This is a genomic window from Amycolatopsis kentuckyensis, assembly GCF_041679295.1.
GTDB classification, from domain to species: Bacteria; Actinomycetota; Actinomycetes; order Mycobacteriales; family Pseudonocardiaceae; genus Amycolatopsis; species Amycolatopsis kentuckyensis_A.
Window position 1 is genome coordinate 229193 of sequence record NZ_JBGDMD010000009.1, and the last position, 25124, is coordinate 254316.

Consider the following 25124-nt stretch of genomic DNA (forward strand, 5'->3'; position numbering starts at 1 on the left):
CGACGTCGATGCCCACGTCGGCGGCCGCTTCCGTGGTTGAATGGCGCCCGCGGAAGAGCTAGGTCTGATTCGCCATGACGCCCGATTGAGAGGGACTCGGATGGACGCCGCGGAGTCGATGGCTGAGCCGCAGCCGTCGCCGCCGAAGCCCGTGCCCGGCCTGACCGAACGCGAGGTCGAGATCCTCGCCTTCGAGCGCCAGTGGTGGCGGCACGCCGGGGCGAAGGAGAACGCCATCCGCGAACGCTTCGACTTGTCGGCCACGCGCTACTACCAGCTGCTCAACAAGCTGCTGGAGAAGCCGGAAGCGATCGAAGCGGACCCGATGCTGGTGAAGCGGCTGCGCAAGACCCGCGCCGCCCGCCAGCGCAAGCGAGGCGCCCGGCGACTGGGGATCGAGCTGAAATGAGCGTGTTTTCGGGAATGTCCCGGCCGATGAAGGCCGCGGGCGTCGCCCTGGTCGGCGTGGCGATCATCGCCGCGGTCATCGGCGGGATCTCCGCGTTGAGCGGGGACAACGGGTCCAACGAGGCCGGGCCGAGCGGCACGGCGACGCAGCCGGGCACCTCCGGCGGGACGTCGGCGCCGTCGGCCACGTCGTCGACGGCCACCCCGCCCTCGACCTCGACGAACCCGTCGTCGCCCACCCCGCCCCCGGCGACGACCACGCCCCCGGCGGGCCAGCCGACGCAGGGGCAACCGGGTCAGCCCGGTGACCAGCAGGCGTCCAACAAGTGGGTGACCGTCCGGGTGTTCAACAACTCGACGATCAAGGGCCTGGCGGACCGCGCGGCGGAGGACTTCCGCGGCGGCGGCTGGAACGTCAACGAGGTCAGCAACTACTCGCAGGGCGTCATCCCGACGACGACGGCGTTCTACCGCCCGGGCACCGACGAGGAAGCCGCGGCCAAGCAGCTCGCGCAGGAGTTCGGTATCAAGGCCGAGCCCCGCTTCCCGGGCATCGAGAGCGCGAGCCCCGGCGTGATCGTCATCGTGACTAAGGAATACGAGTCCGGCCACAAGGGCAGCTGAAGCGAAGGGGCCGTGGCCCCTTCGCTCACTCTCCGGCCTGCGTCTTCGCGTACGCCTCCAGGGTCGCGAGCTGTGCTGGGTCGAGGCTCGGGCGGACCGTCTTGCGGGCCGTCTCCAGGTGCGCCGCGGTGACTTCGCGGGCCTCCAGCGACTCGCGCATCGCCGTCAGCGCCGCCTCGCGGATCAGCGCGGCGCAGTCGGCCGCCGAGTAGCCGTCCAGAGTGGACGCCACCCGGGCCAGGTCCACATCGGACGCCAGCGGCGTGTTCTTCGAGGTGGCCGCGAGGATCGCGGCGCGGGCCCCGGCGTCCGGCGGCGGCACGTAGACGCGGCGCTCGAGCCGGCCCGGCCGCAGCAGCGCGGGGTCGACCAGCTCCGGCCGGTTCGTCGCGCCCAGCACGACGACCTCGCGCATCGGCTCGACGCCGTCGAGCTCGGTGAGCAGCGCCGCGACCACGCGGTCGGCGACGCCCGAGTCCGACGACTGGCCGCGGCGCGGGGCCAGCGCGTCGATCTCGTCCAGGAAGATCAGCGACGGCGCGGCCTCGGCGGCCCGGCGGAACAGCTCCCGCACCGCGCGTTCGGACTCGCCGACCCACTTGTCCATCAGCTCGGCGCCCTTGACCGCGAAGACGTTCAGCGCGCCGGTGCCCGCGAGCGCCCGCACCAGGAACGTCTTGCCGCCGCCGGGCGGGCCGTACAGCAGCACGCCGCGCGGCGGTTCGACGCCGAGCCGCGCGAACGAGTCCGGGTACCGCAGCGGCCACAGCACCGCCTCGGTGAGCGACTGCTTGACGTCGACCATGTTCCCGACGTCGTCCAGGGTCAGGCCGCCGGTGGCCAGGTTGTCCGAAGTGGACATCGAGACGGGCCGGACGGTGGCCAGCGCGTCCAGCAGGTCCTGCTGCGAGATGCGCGGCTCCTCGGCGTCACGCTGGCGCAGCGCGGCCCGCAACGCGGCGTCGCGGCGCAGGGCGATGAGGTCGGCGGCGACGAACCCGGGCGTCCGCTCGGCGAGGACGCCGCAGTCGATGCCCGGCTCGAGCGGGACGTCGCGGAGCAGGACGTTCAGCAGTTCGCGGCGCGTCTTCGCGTCCGGCAGCGCGAGGGACAGCTCGCGGTCGAGCAGGTCGGCGGCGCGCAGGCGCGGGTCGGCGGACTCCGCGCGGGCCGTCGTCGCGACGACGGCGAAGCGTTCGCGCCGCAGCGCCGTCCGCAGCTCTTCGAGGACGACGGTCGCGACCGGCGGCGGCGTGGCAGCGGGCAGCAGCGCGTCGACGTCGGTGAGCAGCAGCACCGCGGGCCCCTCGGTCGCGCGGACGGCCTCGCGCAGGCGCGCGACCGCGACGTTCGGGTCCAGGACGGCGAGGTTCGGCGCGGCCAGCGGCACCACGCGGATGCCGGCCTCGTTCGCCACCGACCGCACGAGCGTCGCCTTGCCGACGCCCTCCGGGCCGGAGAGCAGAACACCGAGGTGGGTGGGCGCGCCCAGCCGCGCGAGCAGCTCGGGCCGGTGGAACGCCAGGTCGAACCACTCGGCGAGCTTGCGCGCGGCCGCCTCGGCGCCGACCAGGTCGGCCAGCGGGACGGCGGGTTCGAGGGTCTCCTCGACGACGACTTCGTCCTCGACGACCTCGGCGTCGATCCACTCCTCGGCCGCGGTGACGGCGGAGGTGCGGACGAGCGCGGTCGCCGTCCGCGGCGCGGCGGGTTCGGGGGCGGGCCGGGCGCCGTCGCGCCAGACGACCACTGTGGACGGTCCGACCGCGACGGTGCCGGTGGGCTCGGTGGCGGTGACGGTGAGCAGCTCGTTGGTCCAGGTGGCGCCGATCGCCCGCGACAGCTGCCCGCGCAGCCCGGCCGGGTCGGACCCCGGCGTCGGCGCGAGGTCCTGCGGCAGCAGGGAGACGGCGTCGCCGACGGTGAGCACCTTGCCGATGAGGGCGAGCCGCAGCATGTGCGGGCTGACGGAGACGCTGGCCAGCCGCGAGCCGGCGACGGTGACGGTCTTGGCCGCGGCGACGTCCGCGGGCGCGACGACGACCTCGGAGCCTTCGGTGACGCCGAGGTTCGACATGGTGACGTCGTCGGTGAGGACGACACCGGGCACGTCGGCTTCGTCGGTCGGCGCGGCGAGGGCGGCGCTGACCCGGGCCCCGGTGAGGTGCACGGCATCCCAGGCCCGCAGGCCGAGCGCGTCGAGGACCTCGGGGTGCAGCCGGACGACACCGCGACGGGTGTCCAGCGCGGACGGCGTGTGCCGGACGGTCAGCGTGATCTGCGGGTGGCTCACGCCGTTCACCCTAGCGATGCGGGGCGGCCCCAGGCGTCGAAGTAGGTGATGTCTTCCACCGCCGCGCGCGCCGCCGGGCGGAAGTCGCGCTGGGTCGTGTAGGCGACGGCGAGCAGGCTGATCTGCAGGACGTCGTCGGGGATGCCGAGCAGGGCGGCGACGTCGGCTTCGTGGTCCTGGAGGTGGTAGCCGCAGATCGAGCTGCCGAGCCCGCGGTCGCGCAGGGCCAGCTGGAAGCTCCAGACGGCGGGATAGGCGGAGCCGAAGTACGCGGACTGCGTGAAGGCGTCCGCCGGCGGCCGGCCGATCATGCAGGGGATGGCCAGCACGGGCACGCGGTGGAGGTTGCGGACGAGGTGCTGGGCGGAGGCGAGGGCGCGGGCTTCGACGAGGTGGCCGTACTTCGCCCAGGCCGCTTCGGCGGTCTCGCGGTTGTAGGCGGCGATCGCGGCTTTGGTGTCCGCGTCGCGCACGAGCAACCAGCGGAACTGAGGGGCCATGCTGCCCGCGGCGGGGGCCTGCTGGGCGATGCGCAGGCAGTCGTCCAGCACGTGCTGGGGCACTTCGCGGTCGAGGTCCAGCTTGCGGCGAACGGATCGGGTGGTGGTCAGCACGGTCTCGGCGTCCATACTTACAGTGTATGCGTACACTGTAAGTATGGTCTTGAACCGTGAGAAAGTCCTGGACGCGGCCCTCCGGCTGGCCGATGAACAGGGCTTGGCGGCGCTGTCGATGCGCAAGGTCGCGGCCGCGGCCGGCGTCGAGGCGATGTCGCTCTACAACCACGTCGAGAACAAGGGTGATCTGCTCGACGGGCTCACCGCCCGGGTCTTCGAAGAGGTGCCGCTGCCGGATCCCGAGTTGCCGTGGGACGCCCGGCTGCGGTTACTGGCCGCGGAGCTGCACGCGAGCTTCGCCCGGCACCCGGTGGTGGTCCGGGCTCTGGCGGCGCAGGACGCGAACCCGCGCTCGGCAGGAGCGCTGAAGGTCATCGACGCGCTGCTGCACGCCTTGCTCGACGCGGGTCTGGACGAAGAAGCCGCGGCCCGCAGCTACCGGTCACTGCTGGGCATGCTGTTCGGCTCGGTGCTCACCGGCACGGCCGGGACCGGCGAAGCGAAGGCCGAACGCGCGGAGCCGGTCGTCGCGTACTTCCGCCGGATGGCGACGGCCGAGGAGCTGCCGAGCCTGCACCGCGTGCTGCCCGCGTTGGAGACGGGTGACTGCGTGCAGGACTTCGGCTACCAGCTGGACCTGCTGATCGGCGGCCTACTTGCGGCGCAGGCCGATCTGACGCCATGAGCGGCGCCGCGGGCCCTGGCCGTTCTCCGACGTGCCCCGCGGGGTCCGGACCGTCTCCCGCGGCAACCGCACCGCGCGCATCGCCGCACCCGCGACCCGGCGCCGCAGTGGCCGGCGCAGCCCCAGCCGGCGCGGCGACCGGGCCCGGCGGATCGCCCGGCGCTCGCTCGGCGGCACCGTCCACGCCTCCGGGTGCGCCGCCAGCCAGCGGTGCCGGTACACCGAATACGGGATGTGGGCCAGGTACAGGACCATCGCCACGATCAGCGCCACCAGCGGGAACTGGATGATCGCCGCCGCCAGCAGGGCGACGCCGATCAGCAGCGGGGCGATCGCCTTCGCCGGGGCCTTGACCGTCTTCAGCGACAGCGTCGGGATGCGGCTGATCAGCAGCGCCGCGATCGCGATCGTCCACGCCCACACGACGTACTGCGAGGACCACCAGCCGGAACCCCACTGCAGGTACGCCACCAGCGGCAGCATCGCCAGCAGGCCGCCGGCCGGGGCCGGGACGCCGACGAAGAACTCGCTCGCGTACGGCGGCTGCTCGGTGTCGTCCAGCAGCGTGTTGAACCGGGCCAGGCGCAGGATCATGCAGACGGCGAAGATCAGCGACGCCACCCAGCCGATCCGGTCCGCGCCCGTCTGCCACACGTAGATGACCAGCGCCGGCGCGACGCCGAACGAGATGCCGTCGGACAGCGAGTCCAGCTCCGCGCCCATCTTCGACGTCGCGTCGAGGAGGCGGGCGATCCGGCCGTCCAGGCTGTCGAGCACCGCGGCGATGCCGATCGACGCGATCGCCATCGCGTAGTTCTTCGTCAGCGCGAACTGCACGGCCGACAGCCCCGCGCACAGCGCGAGCACGGTGATGGCGTTCGGCAGCAGCCGGACGCCGGGGGTGGTCACGCGGACCATCGATCAGCCTTTCGCAGGCGCGGCAGGGAGTTCGGCGATCACGGTCTCGCCGCCGATCGTGCGCTGGCCCTTGCTGACCAGCACCGTCGAGCCCGGCGGAAGGTAGAGGTCGACGCGCGAGCCGAACCGGATGATGCCGTACGTCGAAGCGGCGCCGACCTTGTCGCCCTCGCGGATCTCGCAGAGGATGCGGCGCGCGACCAGCCCGGCGATCTGCACGACGACGAGCTCGTGGCCGTCTTCGGTGCGCATCAGCACGGAGTTGCGTTCGTTGTCGTCGCTCGCCTTGTCCAGGTCGGCGGAGAGGAACTTGCCGGGCCGGTAGGCGACGCGCTCGATCACGCCGTTCGCCGGCACGCGCTGGACGTGCACGTCGAACACCGAGAGGAACACCGACACGCGCATCCGCGGCTCGGCCGGCAGGCCCAGCTCGGCGGGCGGGACGGCCTCCTCGATCAGCGACACGAGCCCGTCGGCCGACGCGAGCGCGACACCGTCACGCGGCGGCGGGACCCGCTTCGGCTCGCGGAAGAACGCGGCGGTGGCCACGGTCGCGAGCGCTCCGACGAGCCCGAGGCGCTTGGAGAACCGGCGCGCGAGCAGCGTCGCGGCGACCCCGCCCGCCACGAACGGTCGGCCGGCCGGGTGCATCGGCGGCAGCGTCTCGCGGGCGAGCTGGACGGCGTGCGCGACTGGGTTGCCGGCGGGCTCCGGCCGGGTGCCGCTCATGGTCGGGTCCCCTGGTTTCGTGTCGGAAGGAGGTGTCGGCGCCGGGGTCCGGCGGCCGCGTACGGGCGCCACCACGCTACCGCTGCCCCAGGCAGGGCTCGCCGCGTGCCCCTGATCGGCTCCCTCGCGAGGGTGTCCCCGCAGCGGGTGGGAGGGGCCACATCCCGGTAACGCTTGGTCGAATTCAGCGACAACTCTCAGTAGTTGATGCCGTTCGGGGCGCTGCCGCGAGCCTTGGGAGGGGACGATGACCGATCACCGCGAGCCGGCCGACGCCCGCCTCGACGAGCTGTTCGGGGCGTGGCGGGCGGAGATCGACGAGGTGCCCCTGCCGACCCTGGTGGACCCGCTGCGCGCCGTCGACGTGGTGATCGAGGCGAAGAAGGGGAACCGGGGCCGGGTGCATCCGCCCCCCGACGGCGCATGCACCCGGCCACCGGGAGATGCGCGTGAGGAAACAGTTTAGCGGCTGATCGCCGGTTGATCACCGAATGTCCGAGTAAAAGTTACGAACGGTCACTCGGACGGCGGCCGACACCGGTTACGAGCCGCAGGATCGCCAGCAGCACGACGGCGCCGAGGATGGCCACGCCGAAGCTGGGGAAGTCGAAGTCGAACGTCTTGGACTGGCCGGTCGCGAGCCGGTAGAGCAGCCCGCCCAGTGCCGCGCCGACCACGCCGACGAGCACGCTGACCAGGCAACCCTGCCGGCGCCGGTCCCGGCCGCCGACGACCAGGTTGGCGGCCCAGCCGACGATCGCCCCGAAGATCACCCATGCGACGAAACCCATGGCGGGAGCTTACGCGAGCGCTTGCACAAGAGTTATTGCACAAGATGTGTTGTACAACTACTCTTGTGCGTCATGGTGAGAGAAGAGAACGTCCGGGAGATCCGGGACTCGAAGGCACTGGCCGCCATCGCGCACCCGCTGCGCCACCGGCTGCTGGACCTGCTGCACCTCGACGGCCCGGCGACGGCGTCGCTGCTGGCCGAGAAGACGGACCAGGCGGTGGGCAACATCAGCCACCACCTCAAGGTGCTGGCGGCCAGCGAACTCATCGAGGAGGCGCCCGAGCTGGCCCGGGACCGGCGGGAACGGTGGTGGCGGCGCACCTCCAGCGCGATCAAGTGGGGCGCGCAGGACTTCCCCGACGACCCGATCGCCGAAGCGGCCGAGGTGCTGACCCTCGACCACCAGCACGCGATCGCCCGCGAATGGCTGGCCAAGCGTGAGACCTACCCGGCGGAGTGGCGCGGGGCGCTCTTCAGCATCGACGGCTGGGCGCGGCTGTCCGTCGCCGAACTGGCCGAGCTGAACGCCCGGATCGTCGCCATGCTCGCCGAGTACCGGGACCGCACCCAGCCGGACGACGGCGTCGAACGCCGTCCGGTCTTCCTCGCCGCGCGGGCTTCGCTGGGCCAGCCGTGAAGGGGCTCTGGGGGAACAGGGACTTCCGGCTGCTCTGGACCGGCGAGACCACGAGCATGCTCGGCAGCATGGTCGCGAGCACGGCGTTGCCGCTGGTCGCGGTGGTCACGCTGCGGGCGAGCACCTTCGAAGTCGCGCTGCTGACCGCGGTCGCCTGGCTGCCCTGGCTGCTCGTGGGCCTGCCGGCCGGCGCGTGGGTCGACCGGCTGCCGAAGCGCCCGGTGATGCTGGTCTGCAACACCGTGTCGATGGCGGTGTTCGGCAGCGTCCCGCTCGCGGCCGCGTTCGGCGCGCTGACCATGCCGCTGTTGCTCGCCGCCGCTCTGCTCGGCGGGGTCGCGAAGGTGTTTTTCACGCTCGCCTACCGGGCTTATCTGCCCGCCCTCCTCGACCGGGACGACCTCCTGGAAGCCAACGCGAAGCTGCAGGGCAGCGAGTCGGCGACCCAGGTCGGCGGGCCGGGCCTGGCCGGCCTGCTGGCGCAGGCGTTCGGCCCGGTCAGCGGCATCCTCGCCGACGCGGTCAGCTTCGGTGTCTCCGTGTTGTGCGTGCGGGCGATCCGGGTGCGCGAGACCGTGGTCCCGGCGGCGCGGACGCCGTTGCGCAGCCAGATCGCCGAAGGACTGCGGTTCGTCATGGGCGACCGGTACCTGCGGTCGCTGATGGTGTTCAGCGCGGTGTCGAACCTCGCGCTGACCGGCTACAGCTCCATCCAGATCGTCTTCCTGTCCCGCACGCTCGGTGCCGCGCCGGGCCTGGTCGGCCTGGTGCTCGCGCTGGCCGCGGCCGGCGGAATCCTCGGCGCCGCCCTGGCCGGCCGGCTCGGTGCGCGCTTCGGCACCGCCCGCGCGTTCCTCCTGTGCGAGGTGGCCGCGGCGCCGATGATGGCGTTCGGGCCGCTGAGCGGGCCGGGGTGGCGGCTGTCGCTGTTCGTCCTGGGCGTGTTCGGCGTGTGCGCGGGTGTCGTGGCCTCGAACGTGCTCACGACGACGTTCCGGCAGGCGTACTGCCCGCCGGAGCTGTTCAGCCGGATCACCTCGAGCGCCTCGCTCGCCGCCTACGGCACGATCCCGCTGGCCGGCGTCCTCGGCGGCGTGCTCGGCGAAGTGATCGGCGTCCGCGAGACGCTCTGGGTGGCGTCCGTGGTGCTGGTCGCCGCGCTCCCGGTCCTCGCGCCCTTCCGGAAACTGCGGGACTTCCCGGTCAGAGCAGCAGGACGTCCACCTCGTCGCCAACCGCTGCCGACGTGACGTCCTCGGGCAGCACGATCAGGCAGTTGGCCTGCGTGAACGCGGCCAGCAGGTGCGAGCCCGGCCCGCCGCGCGGCCCGACGACCCCGGTGACCTCGCGGTCGGACGGCGTGAACACGCCCCGGCGGTACTGACGGCGGCCGGCCGGCGAGGACATCGCCTCGAGCAGCCGGGCTCGCACGCGCCGGCGCGAAACATCGGTGTGACCCATGGCCGTCAGCAGGGCCGGGCGCAGGAACGCCTCGAACGACACGAGCACGCTGACGGGGTTGCCGGGCAGGGTCACGACCGGCACGCCCTGCCAGCGTCCGCAGCCCTGCGGCCCGCCCGGCTGCATCGCGATCTTCGCGAACTCGACGCCCTGGCCGGACAACGCGTCCTTCACCACTTCGTACGCGCCTGCGCTGACGCCGCCGGAGGTGACCAGCAGGTCGGCGTCGGCGAGCTTCGGCTCGATGACCTTGCGGAACTCCTCGACGTCGTCGACGACGCTGCGGACCACGTCGACCTCGCAGCCGAGGCCGCGGATCGCCGCGGCCAGCATCACGCTGTTGGACTCGTAGATCTGGCCGTGCCGCAGCGGCGCCGGCGCGTCGATCAGCTCGGTGCCGGTCGAGGCGATCAGCACCCGCAGCGGCCGGTGCACCCGCACCTCGGCGAGCCCGACCGCGGCCGCCAGGCCGAGCTGGGAGTGGCCGAGGACGGTCCCGGCGTGCAGCGCGACGCTGTCCGCGACGACGTCCTCGCCGGTCCGCCGGATGTGCGCGCCCTGCTGGGCGACGGCGGAGATGGTCACGGTCCCGGTGCCGCCGTCGGTGTCTTCGACCATCACGACGGCGTCCGCGCCGGGCGGCAGCGGCGCGCCGGTCATGATCCGGTGCGCGGTACCCGGTTCGAGCGGCCGGACGTCGACCCGGCCCGCCGGGATGTCGTCGGCGACCGGCAGGGTCACGGGTGCCTGCGCGACGTCGGCGGCGCGGACCGCGTAGCCGTCCATCGCGGAGTTGTCGAAGGGCGGGAGGGACACGCCGGCCCGCACGTCCTCGGCGAGCACGAGGCCGGCCGCGGCGGCGAGGGGCAGGGCGGTCGCGGGGGAGGTGCCCAGGAGCGCGGCCACCTCGTCGCGGTAGTCGTCGACGGAGATCACCGGACCATCCTCTCCTGGTTTTCGGGGCGTGCAAGACTCTGCCCCGTCACAGGCACGCAGTATGGGGAGCACGCATGCAGGTCGGAGTCCGTCAACAGCCCTCGTTCGCCGTCGCCCGGCTGATGCTGGCGCCCGGGGAGCCGTGCCAGGTCGAGTCCGGCGCCATGATGGCCACCAGCTACGGCGTGCAGGTCCAGTCGCAGGCCCAGGGCGGGATCATGAAGGGCCTCGGGCGCGCGTTCCTCTCCGGCGAGTCCTTCTTCATCTCCACCTTCACCGCGCCGCAGAACGGCGGCTGGGTCGACGTCGCGGCCAACCTGCCCGGCGACATCCAGGTGATCACCCTCGACGGCCGCACCGGCTGGGCCGTCACCCGCGGCTGCTGGCTCGCGTCGTCGCACGGCGTGCAGACGGAGACCAAGTGGGGCGGCATGAAGAACCTGATGGGCGGTGAGGGCGGGTTCCTGACCCACGCCACCGGCCAGGGCCAGCTGCTCGTCTCCTGCTACGGCGCCGTCGAGACGATCACGCTGCAGCAGGGCGAGATGGTGACCATCGACACCGGGCACGTCGTCGCGTACGCCGACACCGTGCAGTACCAGATCCGGAAGGTCGCGACGGGCATCATCCAGTCCATGAAGAGCGGTGAAGGCCTCGTCTTCGACTTCGTCGGTCCCGGCCAGATCATGACGCAGACGCGCAACCCGTCGGCGCTGATCAGCTGGATCATCTCCCACGTCCCGTCCCGCTGATGCGCGTCCAGACCCGGCACACGCCCGGCTTCGGCGTCGCCCGCGTGCTGCTCGACCCGGGCGAGTCGGTGCAGGCCGCGCCGGACACGTTGCTCGCCAGCCGGTTCGGCGTCACCGAGGCGCCGGCGGGCCGCGGCGGCGTCCGTGCGGGCAAGTCCGCGGCGACCGTCTACACCGCCCCCGCCGACGGCGGCTGGCTCGACTTCGCGCCGCTGCGCCCCGGCGACGTCTACCCGCTCGACCTCGGCGGCGGCACGGGCTGGTCGGTGCACCGCGACGCCGTGCTGGTCCGGCCGTCGACGGTCCGGCACGACGCGGGCTGGGCGCCGCTGCAGCAGCTCTTCGGCGCCGACTCCGGGTTCCTCGAGCACTACAGCGGAACCGGGCCGCTCGTGCTGGCCGCGCCCGGCCCGGTGGACGCGTTCGAGCTCGGCCAGGGCGAGCTGGTCACCGTCCGGCCGGACTACCTGCTGGCCTACCCCGACAGCGTCCAGTGCCGGCTGCGGGCGCTCGATCCCGGCGGGCCGCAGTCGCTGCGCACGGGCGAAGGGCTCGCGGTCGACTTCGCCGGGCCCGGGACGGTGCTCGTGCAAGCGCGGAACAGACGCCTTTCTTCGATGTGATCTTCAAACGAATTGCCCATTGCCGAGGGCGGTAATTCCGGTAGCGTGATTGGCACTTCCGCCGCTGGCATCCGCTCGGGCCAGCGGATCCTTTGTGCTGAGGGAGGGCGCCGTGGCTGTCGGCACCGTCAAATGGTTCAACTCGGAAAAGGGCTACGGGTTCATCGAATCCACCGAAGGACCGGACGTGTTCGTCCACTATTCGGCCATCCAGGCCGAAGGATTCCGCACTTTGGACGAAGGCGACCGCGTCGAGTTCGAAGTCCAGTCCGGGCGTGACGGGCGGAGTCAGGCGGCGGACGTCCGCAAGGTCTCATAGCAGCGCTGATCACCCGATTGGCGAACCCCCGGCAGCCTGCGAACCTGGGACGTTAGGCTGCCGGGCGTGACAGGCGATGTGTCGGGGGACCTCACCGGTCGCCGGCTGGGCAACTACCGCATCGACGGGGTGCTCGGCAAAGGCGGCATGAGCGTCACCTACAAGGCCACGGACGTGCGTCTCGGCCGCAAGGTGGCGCTGAAGGTCATCGGTGACCACCTCGGGGCCGACGCCGAGTTCCGCGAGCGGTTCGTCGACGAGGCGCGCAACACGTCCGCGATCGACCACGCCAACGTCGTGCCGCTGTACGACTTCGGCGAGCTCGACGGCATGCTCTACATCGCCATGCGGATGGTCGACGGCGGCGATCTCGCCGGCCTGATCTCCGGCGGCCCGATCGCGCCCGCGCGCGCGTTGACGATGCTCGACCAGGTCGCCGACGCCCTCGACACCCTGCACAACCGTGGTCTGGTCCACCTCGACGTCAAGCCGGCCAACGTGCTCGTGACGAAGAAGGAGACGTCGCGCGAGCACGTGTACGTCGCCGACTTCGGGCTGACGCGCCGCGGCGCGACGGGGCACCGCACGCGCGGCGGCGACTTCCTCGGCTCCCCGACGTACGCGGCGCCCGAGCACCTGCGCGGCGAGCCGCTGGACGGGCGCACCGACCAGTACGCGCTCACGTGCGTCCTCTTCGCGTGCCTCACCGGCAGCCCGCCGTTCAAGGGCGACGTCCCGACGGTGATCAAGGGCCACCTCAACGGCGACCCGCCGTCGATCTCCCGGGTGGTCGCGCTGCCACCGGCGATCGACGAGGTGGTCCGCCGCGGCATGGCCAAGAACCCGGCCGACCGCTACCCCAGCTGCGTCGAGATGATCGCGGCCGCCCGCCGCGCGCTCGGCGCCCAGGCGGCGTCGGACACCCCACCGGGTCCGCCCGGGTCCAATTCGGGTGGAATCCCCGCGCCGCAGCGCCATGGTCAGGTACAACAGGGGCCGCACCAGAACAGCGCACCGCAGGGAGAGGGGGCCCCCGTGCACCCGTACGGAGGACAGCAGCAACCCGGCTACGGCCAGGGCCCCGGTCCTGGCGGTCCGCAGGGCCCGCCGGGCATGCCGCCCCAAGGCATGCCGCCGCAGGGCCCGCCGCCCGGTTACGGCTATCCGCAGCAGCAGGGCATGCCGCCGCAGGGCCCGCCCCCGGGTTACGGCTACCCGCAGCAGCCGGGGATGCCCCCGCAGGGCTACGGCCAGGACCCGATGCGCCTGCGTCCCCCGATGCCCGCGGGCGGCGCGGGAGCGTTCCACCAGCCGAAGAGCAGCGGCGGCAAGAAGTGGATCTTCATCGCGCTCGGTGTGCTGGTGCTGGCGGGTCTGATCGTGGGCGCGATCTTCCTCTTCAGTGACAGCGGCAGCGGTGGTGGCGGCGGCACGACGACGGCCCCGAACATCCCGGTCGGCCCCGGCGGCGACTCGCAGGGCAACCCGTCCTCGTCGCTGAACGCCCCGCCGACGTCGATCTCCATCAAGCCGGGCAACTGAGTCGTGCGGCGCTGAGCAGGTCTTCTTGCACTCTCCACCCGAGAGTGCTAAACACGGTGTTGGCACTCGACGCCGTCGAGTGCCAAAGGTCGGGACGGTGAGGCTGACCCCCACCCGGGTCCAGTCGTCCGTCGCGGGCACCGAGCCTGGCCGAGGAAAGAGTCCTGCTGCCGCCGCTGCTTAGCAGTTGATCACTCAACGACGCAGCGCGGCGGTGGCGCCCAATACCGGAGGACCACACCGCAATGGCCAAACTGATCGCGTTCGACGAGGACGCCCGCCGCGGTCTCGAGCGCGGCTTGAACACCCTCGCCGAAGCCGTCAAGGTGACCCTCGGCCCGCGGGGCCGGAACGTCGTGCTCGAAAAGAAGTGGGGCGCGCCGACCATCACCAACGACGGTGTCTCCATCGCCAAGGAGATCGAGCTCGAGGACCCGTGGGAGAAGATCGGGGCCGAGCTCGTCAAGGAGGTCGCCAAGAAGACCGACGACGTCGCGGGTGACGGCACCACCACCGCCACCGTGCTCGCCCAGGCCCTCGTCCGCGAGGGGCTGCGCAACGTCGCCGCCGGCGCCGACCCCATCTCCCTCAAGCGTGGCATCGAGGCGGCCGTCGAGGCCGTCACCGAGCAGCTGCACAAGGCCGCCGTCCAGATCGAGACCAAGGAGCAGATCGCTGCTACCGCCTCGATCTCGGCCGCTGACCGCACCATCGGCGAGCTGATCGCCGAGGCGCTGGACAAGGTCGGCAAGGAAGGCGTCGTCACCGTCGAGGAGAGCAACACCTTCGGCCTCGAGCTCGAGCTCACCGAGGGCATGCGCTTCGACAAGGGCTACATCTCCGGTTACTTCGTGACCGACCCGGAGCGTCAGGAAGCCGAGCTCGAGGACCCGTACATCCTCCTCTTCGGTTCCAAGATCTCCACCGTCAAGGACGTCCTGCCGCTGCTGGAGAAGGTCATCCAGTCCGGCAAGCCGCTGCTGATCATCGCCGAGGACGTCGAGGGCGAGGCCCTGGCCACCCTCATCGTCAACAAGATGCGCGGCACCTTCAAGTCCGTCGCCGTCAAGGCCCCGGGCTTCGGTGACCGCCGCAAGGCGATCCTGCAGGACATCGCGATCCTGACCGGTGGCCAGGTCATCTCCGAGGACGTCGGCCTCAAGCTGGAGAACGCGGACCTGTCCCTGCTGGGCAAGGCTCGCAAGGCCGTCATCACCAAGGACGAGACGACCATCGTCGAGGGTGCGGGCGACGCCGACCAGATCCAGGGTCGCGTCAACCAGATCCGCGCCGAGATCGACAACTCGGACTCGGACTACGACCGCGAGAAGCTGCAGGAGCGGCTCGCGAAGCTGGCCGGCGGCGTGGCCGTCATCAAGGCCGGCGCCGCGACCGAGGTCGAGCTCAAGGAGCGCAAGCACCGCATCGAGGACGCGGTGCGCAACGCCAAGGCCGCCGTCGAAGAGGGCATCGTCGCCGGTGGTGGCGTCGCTCTCATCCAGGCCGCCGAGGCTGCCTTCGCGGGCCTGAAGCTCGAGGGCGACGAGGCCACTGGTGCCAACATCGTCAAGGTGGCCGTCGAGGCCCCGCTCAAGCAGATCGCGATCAACGCCGGCCTCGAAGGCGGCGTCGTGGTGGAGAAGGTCAAGGGCCTGCCGCAGGGTCACGGCCTCAACGCCGCCACGGGTGTCTACGAGGACCTGCTCGCCGCCGGCGTGCCGGACCCCACCAAGGTCACCCGGTCCGCGCTGCAGAACGCCGCGTCCATCGCGGCGCTGTTCCTGACCACCGAGGCCGTCGTGGCGGACAAGCCGGAGAAGGCTTCGGCCGCTCCCGCCGACCCGTCCGGTGGCATGGGTGGCATGGACTTCTGAGTTCGGCTGCTTCGAAAGCCCGGTCCGCTTCGGCGGGCCGGGCTTTTCTTATGGCTTCGTGAAGAACCAGACGGCGTAGGCGCCGAGGATGACGACGCCGAGCGCGAGCACCCCGAGTCCCCCGAGCCAGGCGGTGCTCGCTTCTTCGGCTTCGAGCGCGACGACGATGGCACCGATGCCGGTGAGCAGGATCCAGATGGCCAGCCCGGCGGCGGTGTAGAGGACGGTTTTGGTGACGCTGGTGCTGCCGGTGTCGTTGAAGGCGAGCGCGACGAACGCGGAGAAGGCGGTCAGCCCCAGTCCGGCGATCAGGTAGAGCCCACCCAGAATCCCGACGACGATCTTCGCCGCCGTTCTGCTGCCTTGATCCACGACCGCGAACCCTAACCCCTCGTCCGGGGTTCACGGCGGGCTTTTGGGCTGGTCGGAGTAGGGGCGTACGCCGAACGGCCCGGACGTCCCCTTGGCGTCCGGGCCGTTCCCTCGCCGCGTCCCCCGACAGCGGCTTCCCCCGTATTTCGGTGCACCCCCGGTGTCCGGCGGGCACCGGCTCCCCCTGCGAGCCGGCGCCCGCCCGGCGTCAGGAGTCCTCTTCGGGCGTCAGGATCGCGGCGGCGACGTAGACCGGGATGGCGATCCCGACGGAAAGGAAGACGGCGGCGACCATGCCGATGCGCAGGACGCTGGCGTCGATGCCGAGGTAGGTGGCCCAGCCACCGCAGACACCGGTGAGCATCTTGTCGCTCTTGCTGCGGCGGAGCTTCTTGGTGGTTTCCGGGGTGTACACGCTGTTCGTCATGGCTCAATGGTGTCTGTTCGCGGGGTGCGCCCACATCGGGAACGGCCCGGACTCCGACCCTGAACTTGACCTCGGGGATCTACCCGGACAGATCGCGTACTCGCTCGAGCCGGGCTTCCCACGCCGCTTGCACCTCGGGCGACGCCGAGTACGCGTCCGTTGGGGTCGGGGGCTCCAGGGGTACCGGCAGGTATCCGTCCACAGGGGACAGTGGGGACGCGCAGACGTCCCCCTCCAGCAACGAAATCGTGCCCAGGCCGCACGCGAACTCCAGCGAAGGCAACGCGCCCGCCAACGCCAGCCCAGCCGCCAAGCCGACGCTCGTCTCCACCGCCGACGACACCACGCACGGCAGCCCGCACGCCTCCGCGACCTCCAGCGCCCGGCGCACGCCGCCGAGGGGGGACACCTTCAGGACCGCGATGTCCGCCGCTCCGGCCACCGCCACCTTCAGCGGGTCCTCCGCGCGGCGGATCGACTCGTCGGCGGCGATGCGGACCGAGACCCGGCGGCGGACCGCCGCCAGGTCCTCGATCGTCGGGCACGGCTGTTCCGCGTACTCCAGGCCGCCCGCCGCCTTGTCGAGGTCCGTGATCGCGCGGACCGCCGTGTCGACGTCCCACGCCATGTTCGCGTCGACGCGGACCGCGCCGGACGGGCCGAGCGCGTCGCGGACCGCCGCCACCCGGTCGCAGTCGTCGGCCACGGACGACCTCGGGTCCGCGACCTTCACCTTCGCCGTGCGGCAGCCGGACGCGCGGACCAGCTCGTACGCCTTCTCCGCGCCGACGACCGGGACCGTCGTGTTCACCTCGACGCGGTCGCGGACCGGCGCCGGCCAGCCGGACTCGCTCGCCTCCAGTGCCGCGTGCAGCCACGGCACGCTCTCGGCGTCCGAGTAGTCGGCGAACGGGCAGAACTCGCCCCAGCCCGCCGGGCCGGGCAGCAGCACGCCTTCCCGGACGGTGATGCCGCGGAAGCGGTTGCGCAAGGGGATCGCGTAAACCTTCATCGCCGCCGATCATGCCATCCCGACTTGCGGCGAACGGCTGCCGAACAGCGCGTTTCCGGCAAGAATGTTCCCGTGGTCCTCGACTTCCGCGTGCTGGGTCCGGCCGAGGTCACGGCAGACGGCCACCCGGTGCCGCTCGGGGGCAGCCGGCCGTTGATCGTGCTGGCCGGGCTTTTGCTGCGCGCGAACCGGGTCGTGCCGGTCGACGAGCTCGGCCGCTGGCTCTGGAACGACGACCGCCGCCGCTCGAAAGGCGCGCTCCAGACGTACGTGCTGCGCCTGCGCCGGGCGCTGGGCGACCAGGTCGCGATCCGCACCGAGAGCGGCGGCTACCTCATCGAGATCGACGACGACCTCCTCGACCTCTCCCGGTTCCGCGCCCTCGCCACCCGGGGCAAGGCCGCCGTGGACCGCGGCGAAAGCCGGCAGGCGGCGACCCTCTTCGCCGACGCGCTCGCGCAGTGGCGCGGCCCGGCACTGCTGAACGTCGAGTCGGACGCGCTGCACCGGGACGAGGTCGGCCAGCTCGCCGAGGAACGGCTGCGCGTGCGCGAACAGTGGGCCGACGCCCTGATCGACGTCGGCGAGTACGGCACCGTCGTCCCCGAACTGACCCGCCTGACCAGGGAAAACCCGCTGCGGGAGCGGCTGCACGAGCAGCTGATGGTCGCGCTGTACCGGTCGGGCCGCCAAGCCGAGGCGCTCGACGTCCACCGCCGGATCAGCGACGTGCTGGCCGAGGAGCTCGGGCTCGACCCCGGGCCCGCGCTGCAGCGCACCCGCCAGGCGATCCTGACCGGCACCGACGACGGCCACGCCACCCCGGCGCGCTACCGGCTGGGCGCCGAGCCGCAGGTGCCGCACCAGCTGCCCGCCGACCTGCCGACGTTCTCCGGGCGCGAGTGCGACCTCAAGGCGTTGCACGCGCTGCTGCCGGAGGCGATCGACGCCGACACGTCGACGCCGATCGCGTCCGTCGAGGGCATGGGCGGCATCGGGAAGACCACCCTGGCCGTGCACTTCGCGCACGAGATCGCCGACCGGTTCCCCGGCGGGCAGGTCTACCTCAACCTGCGCGGCTACGGGCCCGGCGAGCCGGTCGAGCCGTCGGCGGCGCTGGAGGCGATGCTGACCGCGCTCGGCGTGCCGTGCGAGGCGATCCCCGGCGACCTCGACGGCCGCGCGGCGAGCTGGCGGACGCACAGCGCGGGCCGGCGGCTGCTGGTCCTGCTCGACAACGCCAACCGCACCGAGCAGGTGCGCCCGCTGCTGCCGGGTCCGGGCTGCCTGGTCGTCATCACGAGCCGCTGGCAGCTGCGCGGGCTGGTCGCGACGCACGGCGCGCGGCGGATCGCGCTGGCGGAAATGGGGGAGGAAGACGCCGTCGAGCTGCTCGCGTCGACGGTCGGCCTCGACCGCGTCGCGCGCGATCCCGCCGCGACCGAGCGGTTCGTGCGCTACTGCGGCGGGCTGCCGCTGGCGATCCGGATCCTCGCGGTGCGGGCGGCGCAGTTCCCGGACCTGGCGCTCGACGAGTTCGTCGACTCGCTCGACGCCGACCTGCTCGGCTCGTTCGACCTCGCCGACGGCGAAGGCACCAACATCCGGTCCGTCTTTTCGTACTCCTACCAAGCACTGGAGCCGTCGACGGCCCGGCTGCTGCGGCTGCTCGGGCTGCCCACCGGCGTCGACTTCACCGCGCCGGCGGCGGCCGCGGTCGCCGGTCTGGACGTCGTGGCGACCCGGCCGAAGCTGGAGACCCTGGCTGCCGCGCACCTGCTCGCCCAGCCGCGGCCCGGGCGCTACCAGTTCCACGACCTGATCCGCGCGTACGCGGGCGAAGTCGCTTCGCAGGTCGACACGGCGGCCGAGCGTGAAGCGGCCTTGGACCGGCTGCTGGACTGGTTCCTGGCGTCGGCGCTGAACGCGTCGCGCCGGATGCGGCCGGAGCGCTACTACCGGCTGCTGGAGCTGGACGGCCTCGCCGGCGGCCTGTCCTTCGCCGCGTACCACGACGCTTTGGACTGGTTCGGCGAAGAGGCGGGCAACCTGATCGCCGCGGTGCACCTGGCGCGGCGCCGGCGGGACGACGTCTGCTGGAAGCTCGCGTGGCTGCTGCAGAGCTACTTCGTGACGCGCTCGCGGCTCGACGACTGGCGTTCGGTGTTCGTGGTGGCGCTCGAAGCCGCGCGGGCGAGCGGCCACCGGCCGGGCGAGGCGGGCATCCTGAGCGGGCTCGGCGTGGTCAACGGCGTCGCGCGCGAATACGACGAGTCGCGGCGCTACCTGGAGCAGGTGCTCGCGATCCAGCGCGAGCTCGGCGCGCGGGAGGGCGAGGCGCGGGCGCAGTACAACCTGGCGATGGCGGCGCACAACCTCGACGACTACGCCTGGGCGTACGAACACGGGATGCAGGCGCTGGAGATCGTCCGCGACCTGGGATTGGGCGCGTTCGAAGCGAGCGTGCTGCGGGCGCTCGGCGACATCTGCACGTCGATGGGCGACCACGACCAGGCGCTTCGGCTGGCGGATGCCGCGCTGGCCGTGCTGGGGCCGGACGGCGAGCCGGTGGACGCGCGGTTCACCCTGCACACGCGGGGGCTGGCGCTGGTCGGGCTGGGCCGTGTCGACGAGGGAATCGCGGGCATCCGCGAGTCGGTCTCGATGTTCTTCGAGATGGGCGAGCAGTACGAGGCGGCGGACGTGCTGGCGCAGCTGGGCACGATCCACCTGCGCCACGGCGACCGGGCGCTGGCCCGGGAGTGCTGGGTCCGGTCGGTGCGGTTGCTGACCGAGCTGAGGCACCCGGACGCCGACGACGTGCGCGCGAAGCTGGCGGCGTTGGTGGGCGCGGGGAGCTGAGGGCTGGGCGGACCGGCCCGCGTGCCGACCCCCAGCGACAGCACGCAAGCCGGTCCGGCCCGCGTGCCCACTCAAGCCGATCGCGCTCACTGTCCACTCACTGTCTTGTCGGCGGGGCCACGCCGAGCAGGTCGGCCAGGGTCTCGGCGTTGCGGGGTGCCTCGACCTTGACGTCGTTGTCGAAGTAGACGTGGACGTCTCGCTTCCCGCCGTCGTGCCAGGCCCGGATCTTGCCGGCCCAGGTGCGCAAGGCCTGGTCGGAATAGCCGCTGACGTACAGCTCCTCGTCGCCGTGCAGGCGGACGTAGGCGAAGTCGGCGGTCTGGTCCTCCAGGAACGGCCACTTGCCTGCCGTGTCGGCGGTCACGAGGGCGATGCCGTGTTCTTTCAGGAGGTCCTTCGCCGCGGGTTCGGCGAAGGACGGGTGGCGGACTTCCAGCGCGTGCTTCAGGGGTTTTCGCGGTCCGGGTTCGAGGTAGGGGGTGCCTTTGAGCTTGTCGTCGTGCTTCGTGGCGAGCTGGGCCGCTTCCGTTGTCGTGCGGGGCAGGAGGGCGAAGAAGTTCGCGAGGCGGTCGGGGTCGAAGGTCAGCCTGGGCGGGAGCTGCCAGAGGAACGGGCCGAGTTTCGCGCCCAGCGCGAGAACTCCGGACGCGTAGAAGTTCGCCAAAGCCGTTTCGACGTCTCGGAGCTGCTTCATGTGCGTGATGAAGCGGCCGCCTTTGACCGCGAAGAGGAAGCCCTCCGGGGTCTCGTCGAACCAGGCGCGGTAGCGCTCCGGGCGTTGCAGGGAGTAGAAGGAGCCGTTGATTTCCACCGCGTTCATCCGGCGCGAGAGGTGTTCGAGCTCTCGGCGCTGTGCCAGCCCCGGTGGGTAGAACACTCCGCGCCAGGGCGGGTACCGCCAGCCTGACGTGCCGATCCGGATCTCGGCGATCGCTCTCACCGCCTTTCCGCGGTGGGTGATTCCCGGAGTGGGGTGGGACCAAACGCGGCCGTGGCGGGACATGCGGGCCGCGGGTTGGGACGGATGACCCAGTTTTGCGGACGGCCGTCTGAGCGGACCTTTGTGGTGTCTGGTCATGACGCTTGCTCCTGGGTCTACGCCCAGGAGAACCTCCACAGCCGCGACTGCACCAATCCCGACGCGTACTCCCGCAGATTCCCCGGCTGTCCCGCGAAAGTCGGCAAGCTGAACGCGCGGTGCTCGGCCGCCACCGTCAACGCCCGCGCCTGGTTCCGCGGTGGCGCCGCCACCGACAGCTCGATCGCATCGAACCCCAGCACTACCAATGTCGCCCCGAAGCGGTCCTCCCAGCTCCTCAGCACCGCCGACAGCTCGGCCACCTGGTCCGTGCACTTGATCATCCCCGTCCAGCCCAGCAGCGCCGGGATGTCCGCCGGGCGCTCGGTCTGGACCAGCCCGAGCCGGTGCGGGGCCCGGTTCGCCAGGATCGAACCCGTGTTGCCCGCCTCCGCCAACGGGTCCGACTTGCGCGCGCTCTTCTTGGCCAGCCCGGGAAACCGCGCGCCGAACGGGCGGAGACAGGCTCCGTCACAGCACGAGCCGTCCCACCAGCGCTCCAGCGCGCCCGCCGGGTCGGCCGACGCCACCCGGTGGCCCGCCGGGGCCAGCCGGCCCCGGTCGTCGATCCAGTCCTCGCCGTTCGCCGCGAACCGCTGGTCGTGGGGGATCAGCACCGGCCACAGGCCGGACCGGTCGAACTCGGCCACGCAGCCCAGGTAACGCTCGGGCCGGGTCAGCGGCAGGTCGGACACCCACAGCCGGCCGTGCCACGACCCCGGTGGCAGGGTCTGGACCGGCGGCGCGGGCGTACCGGGGCGGAGCGGTGCGATCGTCATGGACGTCCCCTCGAACTTGTGTTCGGCTACTGCCCCTCGAACAGTAGTTCGAGGGTCCGACAATTTCCAGCGATCCGGCCGCTCATCCGTTCGAGTGAATCCACGAATCCGCAGGTCAGCGCGTTGCTGATGCTCGTGTGACACAAGGTGTTGCTGAGACACGCCACTGCGCCGAAGGGGTGGCCGCACCCGACGAGACGAACCCGACAGACCGGTCACCGGTGCGGATCTTGCCTAGCCGGTGATCGATTGCCAGGCTCTGCAGGACGACGGGTACCGGAGGAGGTGCATGGAGTTCCACGTGCTGGGCCAGGTCGAAGTGGCGGCCGGCGGCCGGGCGATCGGCCTCGGCGGCCCCAAGCCGCGCACCCTGCTCGCGCTGCTCGCCGTGCACGCGGGACACGTCGTCCCGCTCGAGCAGGTCATCGACGCGATCTGGGGCGAGGAACCACCGGACCAGGCCCGCGCCGCCGTCTACACCTACGTCTCGGCCCTCCGGCGGGCGCTGGCGGCGGGCGGTGACGCCGACGTGCTCGCGCGCAGCGGGGGCGGCTACCGGCTGGCCGTCGACCTCGACCAGGTCGACCTGCACGTCTTCACCCGCGACCTGTCGGCCGGCCGCCGCGCGCGGGCCGCCGGCGAACCCGGTCGCGCGGTCGCCCTCATCCGGGACGCCCTCGGGGCGTGGCGGGGGACCGCGCTGGGCGGCACGCAGGGCCGGTGGGCGGAGAACGAACGCGCCCGGCTGGAGGAACTGCGCGTCGCCGCGCTGGAGGACCGCGTCGACGTCGAACTCGAGACCGGCGAAGGGGAGTCCCTGGTCCCGGAACTGACCTCGGCCGTCGCCGCGCACCCGCTCCGGGAGCGCCTGCGCGCGCAGCTCATGCTCGCGCTGCACCAAAGCGGCCGCCGGGCCGACGCGCTCGCCTGCTACCAGGACGGCCGCACGACGCTCCTCGACGAGCTGGGGCTGGAACCCGGTCCGGTGCTGCAGGCCGCCCACGAGCGCGTCCTGCACGACGAACCCGAGACACCGGCCGGCCGGCCGCGGCGAGAGGACCGGCGGGTCCCGAGCCAGCTCCCCTTCGACATCGCCGACTTCACCGGACGCGCCCGCGAAGTCGCCGAGCTGGCCCGGACGCTGGCCGAACCGGCCGCCGGATCGCGGCTGTGCGCCGTCTACGGCAAGCCCGGCTCGGGCAAGAGCACCGTCGCGGCGCACGTCGCGCACCGCGTGCGCGAGCACTTCCCCGACGGCCAGCTCTACGCCTCCCTGCGCGGCGTGCAGGCCGTCCGCGCCGACCCGGCCGAAGTGCTGGCCGGGTTCCTGCGCGCGCTCGGCGTGCCGGACCAGGACATCCCGGCGCGCCAGGAAGAACGCGCCCAGCTCTACCGCACGATGCTCGCCGACCGGCGCATCCTCGTCGTGCTCGACGACGCCTCCGACGAACGCCAGGTCCGCCCGCTGCTGCCCGGCGGCCACACCTGCGCCGCGCTGGTGACCAGCCGCGAACGCCTCGGTGCGGTCGGCGGCGCCACCCACCTGCACCTGCCCGTGCTGGACGACGTGGAGGCGCTGGAGCTGCTGACCCGGGTGGTCGGCGGCACGCGCGTGGCCGAGCAGCCCGAAGCCGCCCGCGAGCTGGTGCGCCTGTGCGGCAACCTGCCGCTCGCCGTGCGCATCGCCGGCGCCCGGCTCGCCGCGCGGCCGCGGTGGCCGGTCGGCAAGCTCACCGAACGCCTCCGCGGGCAGCACCGGATCCTGCAGGAGCTCACCCTCGGCGACCTCGAAGTGCGCGGCAGCCTCGCCCTCAGCTACGACGACCTGGCCGAGCGGGAGCGCGCCGCGTTGCGCCGGCTCGGCCTGCTCGACGTCTCTTCGTTCGGCGCCTGGGTCGCGGCGCCGCTGCTCGACTGCGACGGCCACGAGGCGGAGGAGGTCGTCGAGCGGCTCGTCGACGCCCAGCTGCTCGACGTGTCCACAGTGGACGACGGCGGTGCCGTGCGCTACCAGATCCACGACCTGACGCGCGCGTTCGCCCGCGAACGCGGGGAGGCGGAGGAGCCCGCGGCCGACGTCCGGGCGGTGATCGCGCGGGCCGCCGAGTGCTGGCTCGAACTGGTCGAGCTCGCGGGCCGGCGGGCGCCGCACGTCCCGGCCGAGACGGGCTCGCTGGTCCGGTACCTCGACCCGGCCCGGATCGACGAAATCCTGACCGATCCCGAGGCCTGGTTCGACGCCGAGCAGACCGGCCTCGTCGGCGTGGTCGAGCGCGTCAGCGGGCTGGACCTCACCGACGTCGCCACCCGGCTCGCTGCGACGCTGTGCTCGTCGGTGTTCGCCGTGCGCAACCTGTTCGGCCAGTGGTGGCGCACGCACAACGCGGCCCTCGCGGCCGCGCGCCGGACCGGTGACCGCACCGGGGAGGCGCGGCTGCTGTCGGGCCTGGGCTGGCTGCGCTACGAGCAGGACCGCTTCGACGAGTCGATCGCCTACCACGAGCAGGCCCTGGCCGCCTACGAGCTCGGCGGCGACCGGCACGGGCAGGCCATGAGCCTGCTCGACCTCAGCACCGTGCAGTGCGAGTACGGCCAGTTCGCCCAGGCGCGGCACTCCCTCGACCTCGCCCTGCCCGAACTGCGGGAGCTGGGCGAGGAACAGGCGGTCGTCCAGGCGCTGCACGGACTCGGCCGCGTCCTCACCGAACAGGGCGAGCTGGCCGAGGCCCTGGTCGCCGCCGAAGCCGCGGCGGCGGGGTACGCGGACGCCACCGGCCGGGCGGTCGCCCTGCGTTCGCTGAGCCTCGTGCACCGCGCCGCCGGACGGCTCGGCGAAGCGGCCCGCTACAGCCAGGAGGCGGTGGACCTGCTGCGCGGCGTCGACGACCCGCTGATGTCCGCGTACGCCGTGCAGGCGCTCGCCAAGGTCCGCATCCGCCAGGGCCGTGGTGACGAGGTCCGCGACGACGTGCTCGCGTGCCTGGCCACGTGCCACGAGATGCAGGACGGCTTCGGCCAGGGCCTGATGCTGCGCACCCTCGGCGAACTGGAGCTCGCCGCCGGGCGGTTCCGCGAAGCGCGCGTCCACCTCGAGCGGTCGGTCCAGTGGTGGGACGCGCTCGTGCTGCCGGTCTGGCGGGCGCGCGCCCTGCGCGACCTCGCCACGACGCTCGACGCCCTCGGCGAGACGGTCGCCGCCGAAGCGGCGTGGACGGAGGCCGAGGGCCTCTTCCGGCTGCACGGCAGCCGTGAGGCACGGGAGCCGCGCCGGCTCGCGAACGCGGTCCGTCCGGTCGGCAGCTGAAGAACGGCTTTCAGGTTTCTTTGACCCCGCCGGGAGAGGCTGCTCCCGTCCCGCAGGAGAAGCGGGACGAGGCGGA

Annotated in this window: 24 protein-coding genes; 13 read left to right on the top strand and 11 right to left on the bottom strand. The window is 72.4% G+C overall.

Going from position 1 to position 25124, the window contains the following annotated elements; genetic code table 11:
- Positions 1 to 100: 100 nt before the first annotated feature.
- On the top strand, positions 101 to 409 hold the full coding sequence (locus tag ACERZO_RS35325; RefSeq protein ID WP_003101701.1) for a DUF3263 domain-containing protein: 309 nt from the start codon (positions 101 to 103) through the stop codon (positions 407 to 409).
- Positions 406 to 1032 (top strand): LytR C-terminal domain-containing protein, encoded by a 627-nt coding sequence (locus ACERZO_RS35330; protein WP_372670187.1) that lies wholly within the window; start codon positions 406 to 408, stop codon positions 1030 to 1032. The genes ACERZO_RS35325 and ACERZO_RS35330 overlap by 4 nt, the downstream gene beginning before the upstream one ends.
- Before the next feature lie 25 nt (positions 1033 to 1057).
- On the opposite strand, the gene ACERZO_RS35335 is transcribed toward ACERZO_RS35330, so the two are convergent.
- The gene (locus tag ACERZO_RS35335; protein ID WP_372670190.1) at positions 1058 to 3325 is read right to left on the bottom strand and encodes an AAA family ATPase; all 2268 of its coding nucleotides are present in this window, start codon (positions 3323 to 3325) and stop codon (positions 1058 to 1060) included.
- Positions 3326 to 3330: 5 nt separating this feature from the next.
- Positions 3331 to 3954 carry a nitroreductase family protein gene (locus tag ACERZO_RS35340; protein WP_372670192.1) on the bottom strand — a complete coding sequence of 208 codons (624 nt, stop codon included), beginning with the start codon at positions 3952 to 3954 and terminating at the stop codon, positions 3331 to 3333.
- A gap of 28 nt (positions 3955 to 3982) precedes the next feature.
- Here ACERZO_RS35340 and ACERZO_RS35345 point away from each other — a divergent pair, with 28 nt between their 5' ends.
- The gene (locus ACERZO_RS35345) at positions 3983 to 4627 is read left to right on the top strand and encodes a TetR family transcriptional regulator (RefSeq protein WP_372670194.1); all 645 of its coding nucleotides are present in this window, start codon (positions 3983 to 3985) and stop codon (positions 4625 to 4627) included.
- Here the strand turns inward: ACERZO_RS35345 and pssA are convergent.
- Complete coding sequence (pssA, locus tag ACERZO_RS35350; protein ID WP_372670196.1) at positions 4595 to 5545, bottom strand: CDP-diacylglycerol--serine O-phosphatidyltransferase; 951 nt, start codon at positions 5543 to 5545, stop codon at positions 4595 to 4597. The genes ACERZO_RS35345 and pssA overlap by 33 nt on opposite strands.
- Before the next feature lie 3 nt (positions 5546 to 5548).
- Entirely contained in the window at positions 5549 to 6274 is a 726-nt protein-coding gene (locus ACERZO_RS35355) for a phosphatidylserine decarboxylase (protein ID WP_372670198.1), read from the bottom strand.
- A gap of 247 nt (positions 6275 to 6521) precedes the next feature.
- On the opposite strand from ACERZO_RS35355, the gene ACERZO_RS35360 reads away from it, so the two are divergent.
- A complete protein-coding gene (locus ACERZO_RS35360) occupies positions 6522 to 6740 on the top strand; it encodes a hypothetical protein (protein ID WP_372670200.1) in 219 nt (72 codons plus the stop codon).
- Between the two features lie 40 nt (positions 6741 to 6780).
- Here ACERZO_RS35360 and ACERZO_RS35365 read toward each other — a convergent pair whose 3' ends face one another.
- On the bottom strand, positions 6781 to 7065 hold the full coding sequence (locus tag ACERZO_RS35365; RefSeq protein WP_364452236.1) for a GlsB/YeaQ/YmgE family stress response membrane protein: 285 nt from the start codon (positions 7063 to 7065) through the stop codon (positions 6781 to 6783).
- 72 nt (positions 7066 to 7137) lie between these two features.
- On the opposite strand from ACERZO_RS35365, the gene ACERZO_RS35370 reads away from it, so the two are divergent.
- Positions 7138 to 7704, top strand: a complete 567-nt coding sequence (locus ACERZO_RS35370) for a helix-turn-helix domain-containing protein (RefSeq protein WP_372670202.1) — start codon at positions 7138 to 7140, stop codon at positions 7702 to 7704.
- The gene (locus ACERZO_RS35375) at positions 7701 to 8954 is read left to right on the top strand and encodes an MFS transporter (RefSeq protein ID WP_372670204.1); all 1254 of its coding nucleotides are present in this window, start codon (positions 7701 to 7703) and stop codon (positions 8952 to 8954) included. Before ACERZO_RS35370 ends, ACERZO_RS35375 begins: the two co-directional genes overlap by 4 nt.
- On the opposite strand, the gene moeA is transcribed toward ACERZO_RS35375, so the two are convergent.
- Complete coding sequence (gene moeA, locus ACERZO_RS35380; protein WP_372670206.1) at positions 8908 to 10101, bottom strand: molybdopterin molybdotransferase MoeA; 1194 nt, start codon at positions 10099 to 10101, stop codon at positions 8908 to 8910. The genes ACERZO_RS35375 and moeA overlap by 47 nt on opposite strands.
- Positions 10102 to 10175: 74 nt before the next feature.
- On the opposite strand from moeA, the gene ACERZO_RS35385 reads away from it, so the two are divergent.
- The 5 genes from ACERZO_RS35385 to groL all read left to right on the top strand — a co-directional run bounded on the left by ACERZO_RS35385 (position 10176) and on the right by groL (position 15211).
- Complete coding sequence (locus ACERZO_RS35385) at positions 10176 to 10853, top strand: TIGR00266 family protein (protein ID WP_372670208.1); 678 nt, start codon at positions 10176 to 10178, stop codon at positions 10851 to 10853.
- On the top strand, positions 10853 to 11476 hold the full coding sequence (locus ACERZO_RS35390) for an AIM24 family protein (protein ID WP_372670210.1): 624 nt from the start codon (positions 10853 to 10855) through the stop codon (positions 11474 to 11476). Before ACERZO_RS35385 ends, ACERZO_RS35390 begins: the two co-directional genes overlap by 1 nt.
- A 112-nt stretch (positions 11477 to 11588) precedes the next feature.
- Positions 11589 to 11795: a cold-shock protein gene (locus ACERZO_RS35395; RefSeq protein WP_086678989.1), complete on the top strand. Its 207-nt coding sequence runs from the start codon at positions 11589 to 11591 to the stop codon at positions 11793 to 11795.
- A 66-nt stretch (positions 11796 to 11861) separates the two neighbouring features.
- The gene (locus ACERZO_RS35400) at positions 11862 to 13337 is read left to right on the top strand and encodes a serine/threonine-protein kinase (protein ID WP_372670212.1); all 1476 of its coding nucleotides are present in this window, start codon (positions 11862 to 11864) and stop codon (positions 13335 to 13337) included.
- Between the two features lie 245 nt (positions 13338 to 13582).
- Positions 13583 to 15211: a chaperonin GroEL gene (groL, locus tag ACERZO_RS35405; protein WP_003085442.1), complete on the top strand. Its 1629-nt coding sequence runs from the start codon at positions 13583 to 13585 to the stop codon at positions 15209 to 15211.
- A 48-nt stretch (positions 15212 to 15259) separates the two neighbouring features.
- On the opposite strand, the gene ACERZO_RS35410 is transcribed toward groL, so the two are convergent.
- The 3 genes from ACERZO_RS35410 to ACERZO_RS35420 form a co-directional block, all read right to left on the bottom strand.
- Positions 15260 to 15583 carry a hypothetical protein gene (locus ACERZO_RS35410; protein WP_372670214.1) on the bottom strand — a complete coding sequence of 108 codons (324 nt, stop codon included), beginning with the start codon at positions 15581 to 15583 and terminating at the stop codon, positions 15260 to 15262.
- Between the two features lie 208 nt (positions 15584 to 15791).
- Complete coding sequence (locus tag ACERZO_RS35415; RefSeq protein ID WP_364452217.1) at positions 15792 to 16010, bottom strand: PspC domain-containing protein; 219 nt, start codon at positions 16008 to 16010, stop codon at positions 15792 to 15794.
- Between the two features lie 79 nt (positions 16011 to 16089).
- Positions 16090 to 17022, bottom strand: a complete 933-nt coding sequence (locus tag ACERZO_RS35420; protein WP_372670216.1) for an o-succinylbenzoate synthase — start codon at positions 17020 to 17022, stop codon at positions 16090 to 16092.
- 72 nt (positions 17023 to 17094) lie between these two features.
- Between ACERZO_RS35420 and ACERZO_RS35425 the strand changes: the two genes are divergently transcribed.
- Complete coding sequence (locus ACERZO_RS35425) at positions 17095 to 19884, top strand: AfsR/SARP family transcriptional regulator (RefSeq protein ID WP_372670218.1); 2790 nt, start codon at positions 17095 to 17097, stop codon at positions 19882 to 19884.
- A 97-nt stretch (positions 19885 to 19981) separates the two neighbouring features.
- Here the strand turns inward: ACERZO_RS35425 and ACERZO_RS35430 are convergent, their stop codons facing one another.
- Positions 19982 to 20827, bottom strand: coding sequence for a DUF72 domain-containing protein (locus ACERZO_RS35430; protein WP_372670221.1), 846 nt, complete (start codon positions 20825 to 20827; stop codon positions 19982 to 19984).
- 155 nt (positions 20828 to 20982) lie between these two features.
- Complete coding sequence (locus ACERZO_RS35435) at positions 20983 to 21744, bottom strand: DUF4253 domain-containing protein (protein ID WP_372670223.1); 762 nt, start codon at positions 21742 to 21744, stop codon at positions 20983 to 20985.
- A 289-nt stretch (positions 21745 to 22033) separates the two neighbouring features.
- Between ACERZO_RS35435 and ACERZO_RS35440 the strand changes: the two genes are divergently transcribed.
- Positions 22034 to 25048, top strand: coding sequence for an AfsR/SARP family transcriptional regulator (locus ACERZO_RS35440; RefSeq protein ID WP_372670225.1), 3015 nt, complete (start codon positions 22034 to 22036; stop codon positions 25046 to 25048).
- Positions 25049 to 25124 lie beyond the last annotated feature (76 nt).

Excerpts from the sequence above, each read along its gene's own strand:
- ACERZO_RS35325 (WP_003101701.1), top strand. The coding sequence starts at position 101 with ATGGACGCCGCGGAGTCGATGGCTGAGCCGCAGCCGTCGCCGCCGAAG.
- ACERZO_RS35330 (WP_372670187.1), top strand. The coding sequence starts at position 406 with ATGAGCGTGTTTTCGGGAATGTCCCGGCCGATGAAGGCCGCGGGCGTC.
- ACERZO_RS35340 (WP_372670192.1), bottom strand. The coding sequence starts at position 3,954 with ATGGACGCCGAGACCGTGCTGACCACCACCCGATCCGTTCGCCGCAAG.
- ACERZO_RS35345 (WP_372670194.1), top strand. The coding sequence starts at position 3,983 with ATGGTCTTGAACCGTGAGAAAGTCCTGGACGCGGCCCTCCGGCTGGCC.
- pssA (WP_372670196.1), bottom strand. The coding sequence starts at position 5,545 with ATGGTCCGCGTGACCACCCCCGGCGTCCGGCTGCTGCCGAACGCCATC.
- ACERZO_RS35355 (WP_372670198.1), bottom strand. The coding sequence starts at position 6,274 with ATGAGCGGCACCCGGCCGGAGCCCGCCGGCAACCCAGTCGCGCACGCC.
- ACERZO_RS35360 (WP_372670200.1), top strand. The coding sequence starts at position 6,522 with ATGACCGATCACCGCGAGCCGGCCGACGCCCGCCTCGACGAGCTGTTC.
- ACERZO_RS35365 (WP_364452236.1), bottom strand. The coding sequence starts at position 7,065 with ATGGGTTTCGTCGCATGGGTGATCTTCGGGGCGATCGTCGGCTGGGCC.
- ACERZO_RS35370 (WP_372670202.1), top strand. The coding sequence starts at position 7,138 with ATGGTGAGAGAAGAGAACGTCCGGGAGATCCGGGACTCGAAGGCACTG.
- ACERZO_RS35385 (WP_372670208.1), top strand. The coding sequence starts at position 10,176 with ATGCAGGTCGGAGTCCGTCAACAGCCCTCGTTCGCCGTCGCCCGGCTG.
- ACERZO_RS35390 (WP_372670210.1), top strand. The coding sequence starts at position 10,853 with ATGCGCGTCCAGACCCGGCACACGCCCGGCTTCGGCGTCGCCCGCGTG.
- groL (WP_003085442.1), top strand. The coding sequence starts at position 13,583 with ATGGCCAAACTGATCGCGTTCGACGAGGACGCCCGCCGCGGTCTCGAG.
- ACERZO_RS35415 (WP_364452217.1), bottom strand. The coding sequence starts at position 16,010 with ATGACGAACAGCGTGTACACCCCGGAAACCACCAAGAAGCTCCGCCGC.
- ACERZO_RS35420 (WP_372670216.1), bottom strand. The coding sequence starts at position 17,022 with ATGAAGGTTTACGCGATCCCCTTGCGCAACCGCTTCCGCGGCATCACC.
- ACERZO_RS35435 (WP_372670223.1), bottom strand. The coding sequence starts at position 21,744 with ATGACGATCGCACCGCTCCGCCCCGGTACGCCCGCGCCGCCGGTCCAG.
- ACERZO_RS35440 (WP_372670225.1), top strand. The coding sequence starts at position 22,034 with ATGGAGTTCCACGTGCTGGGCCAGGTCGAAGTGGCGGCCGGCGGCCGG.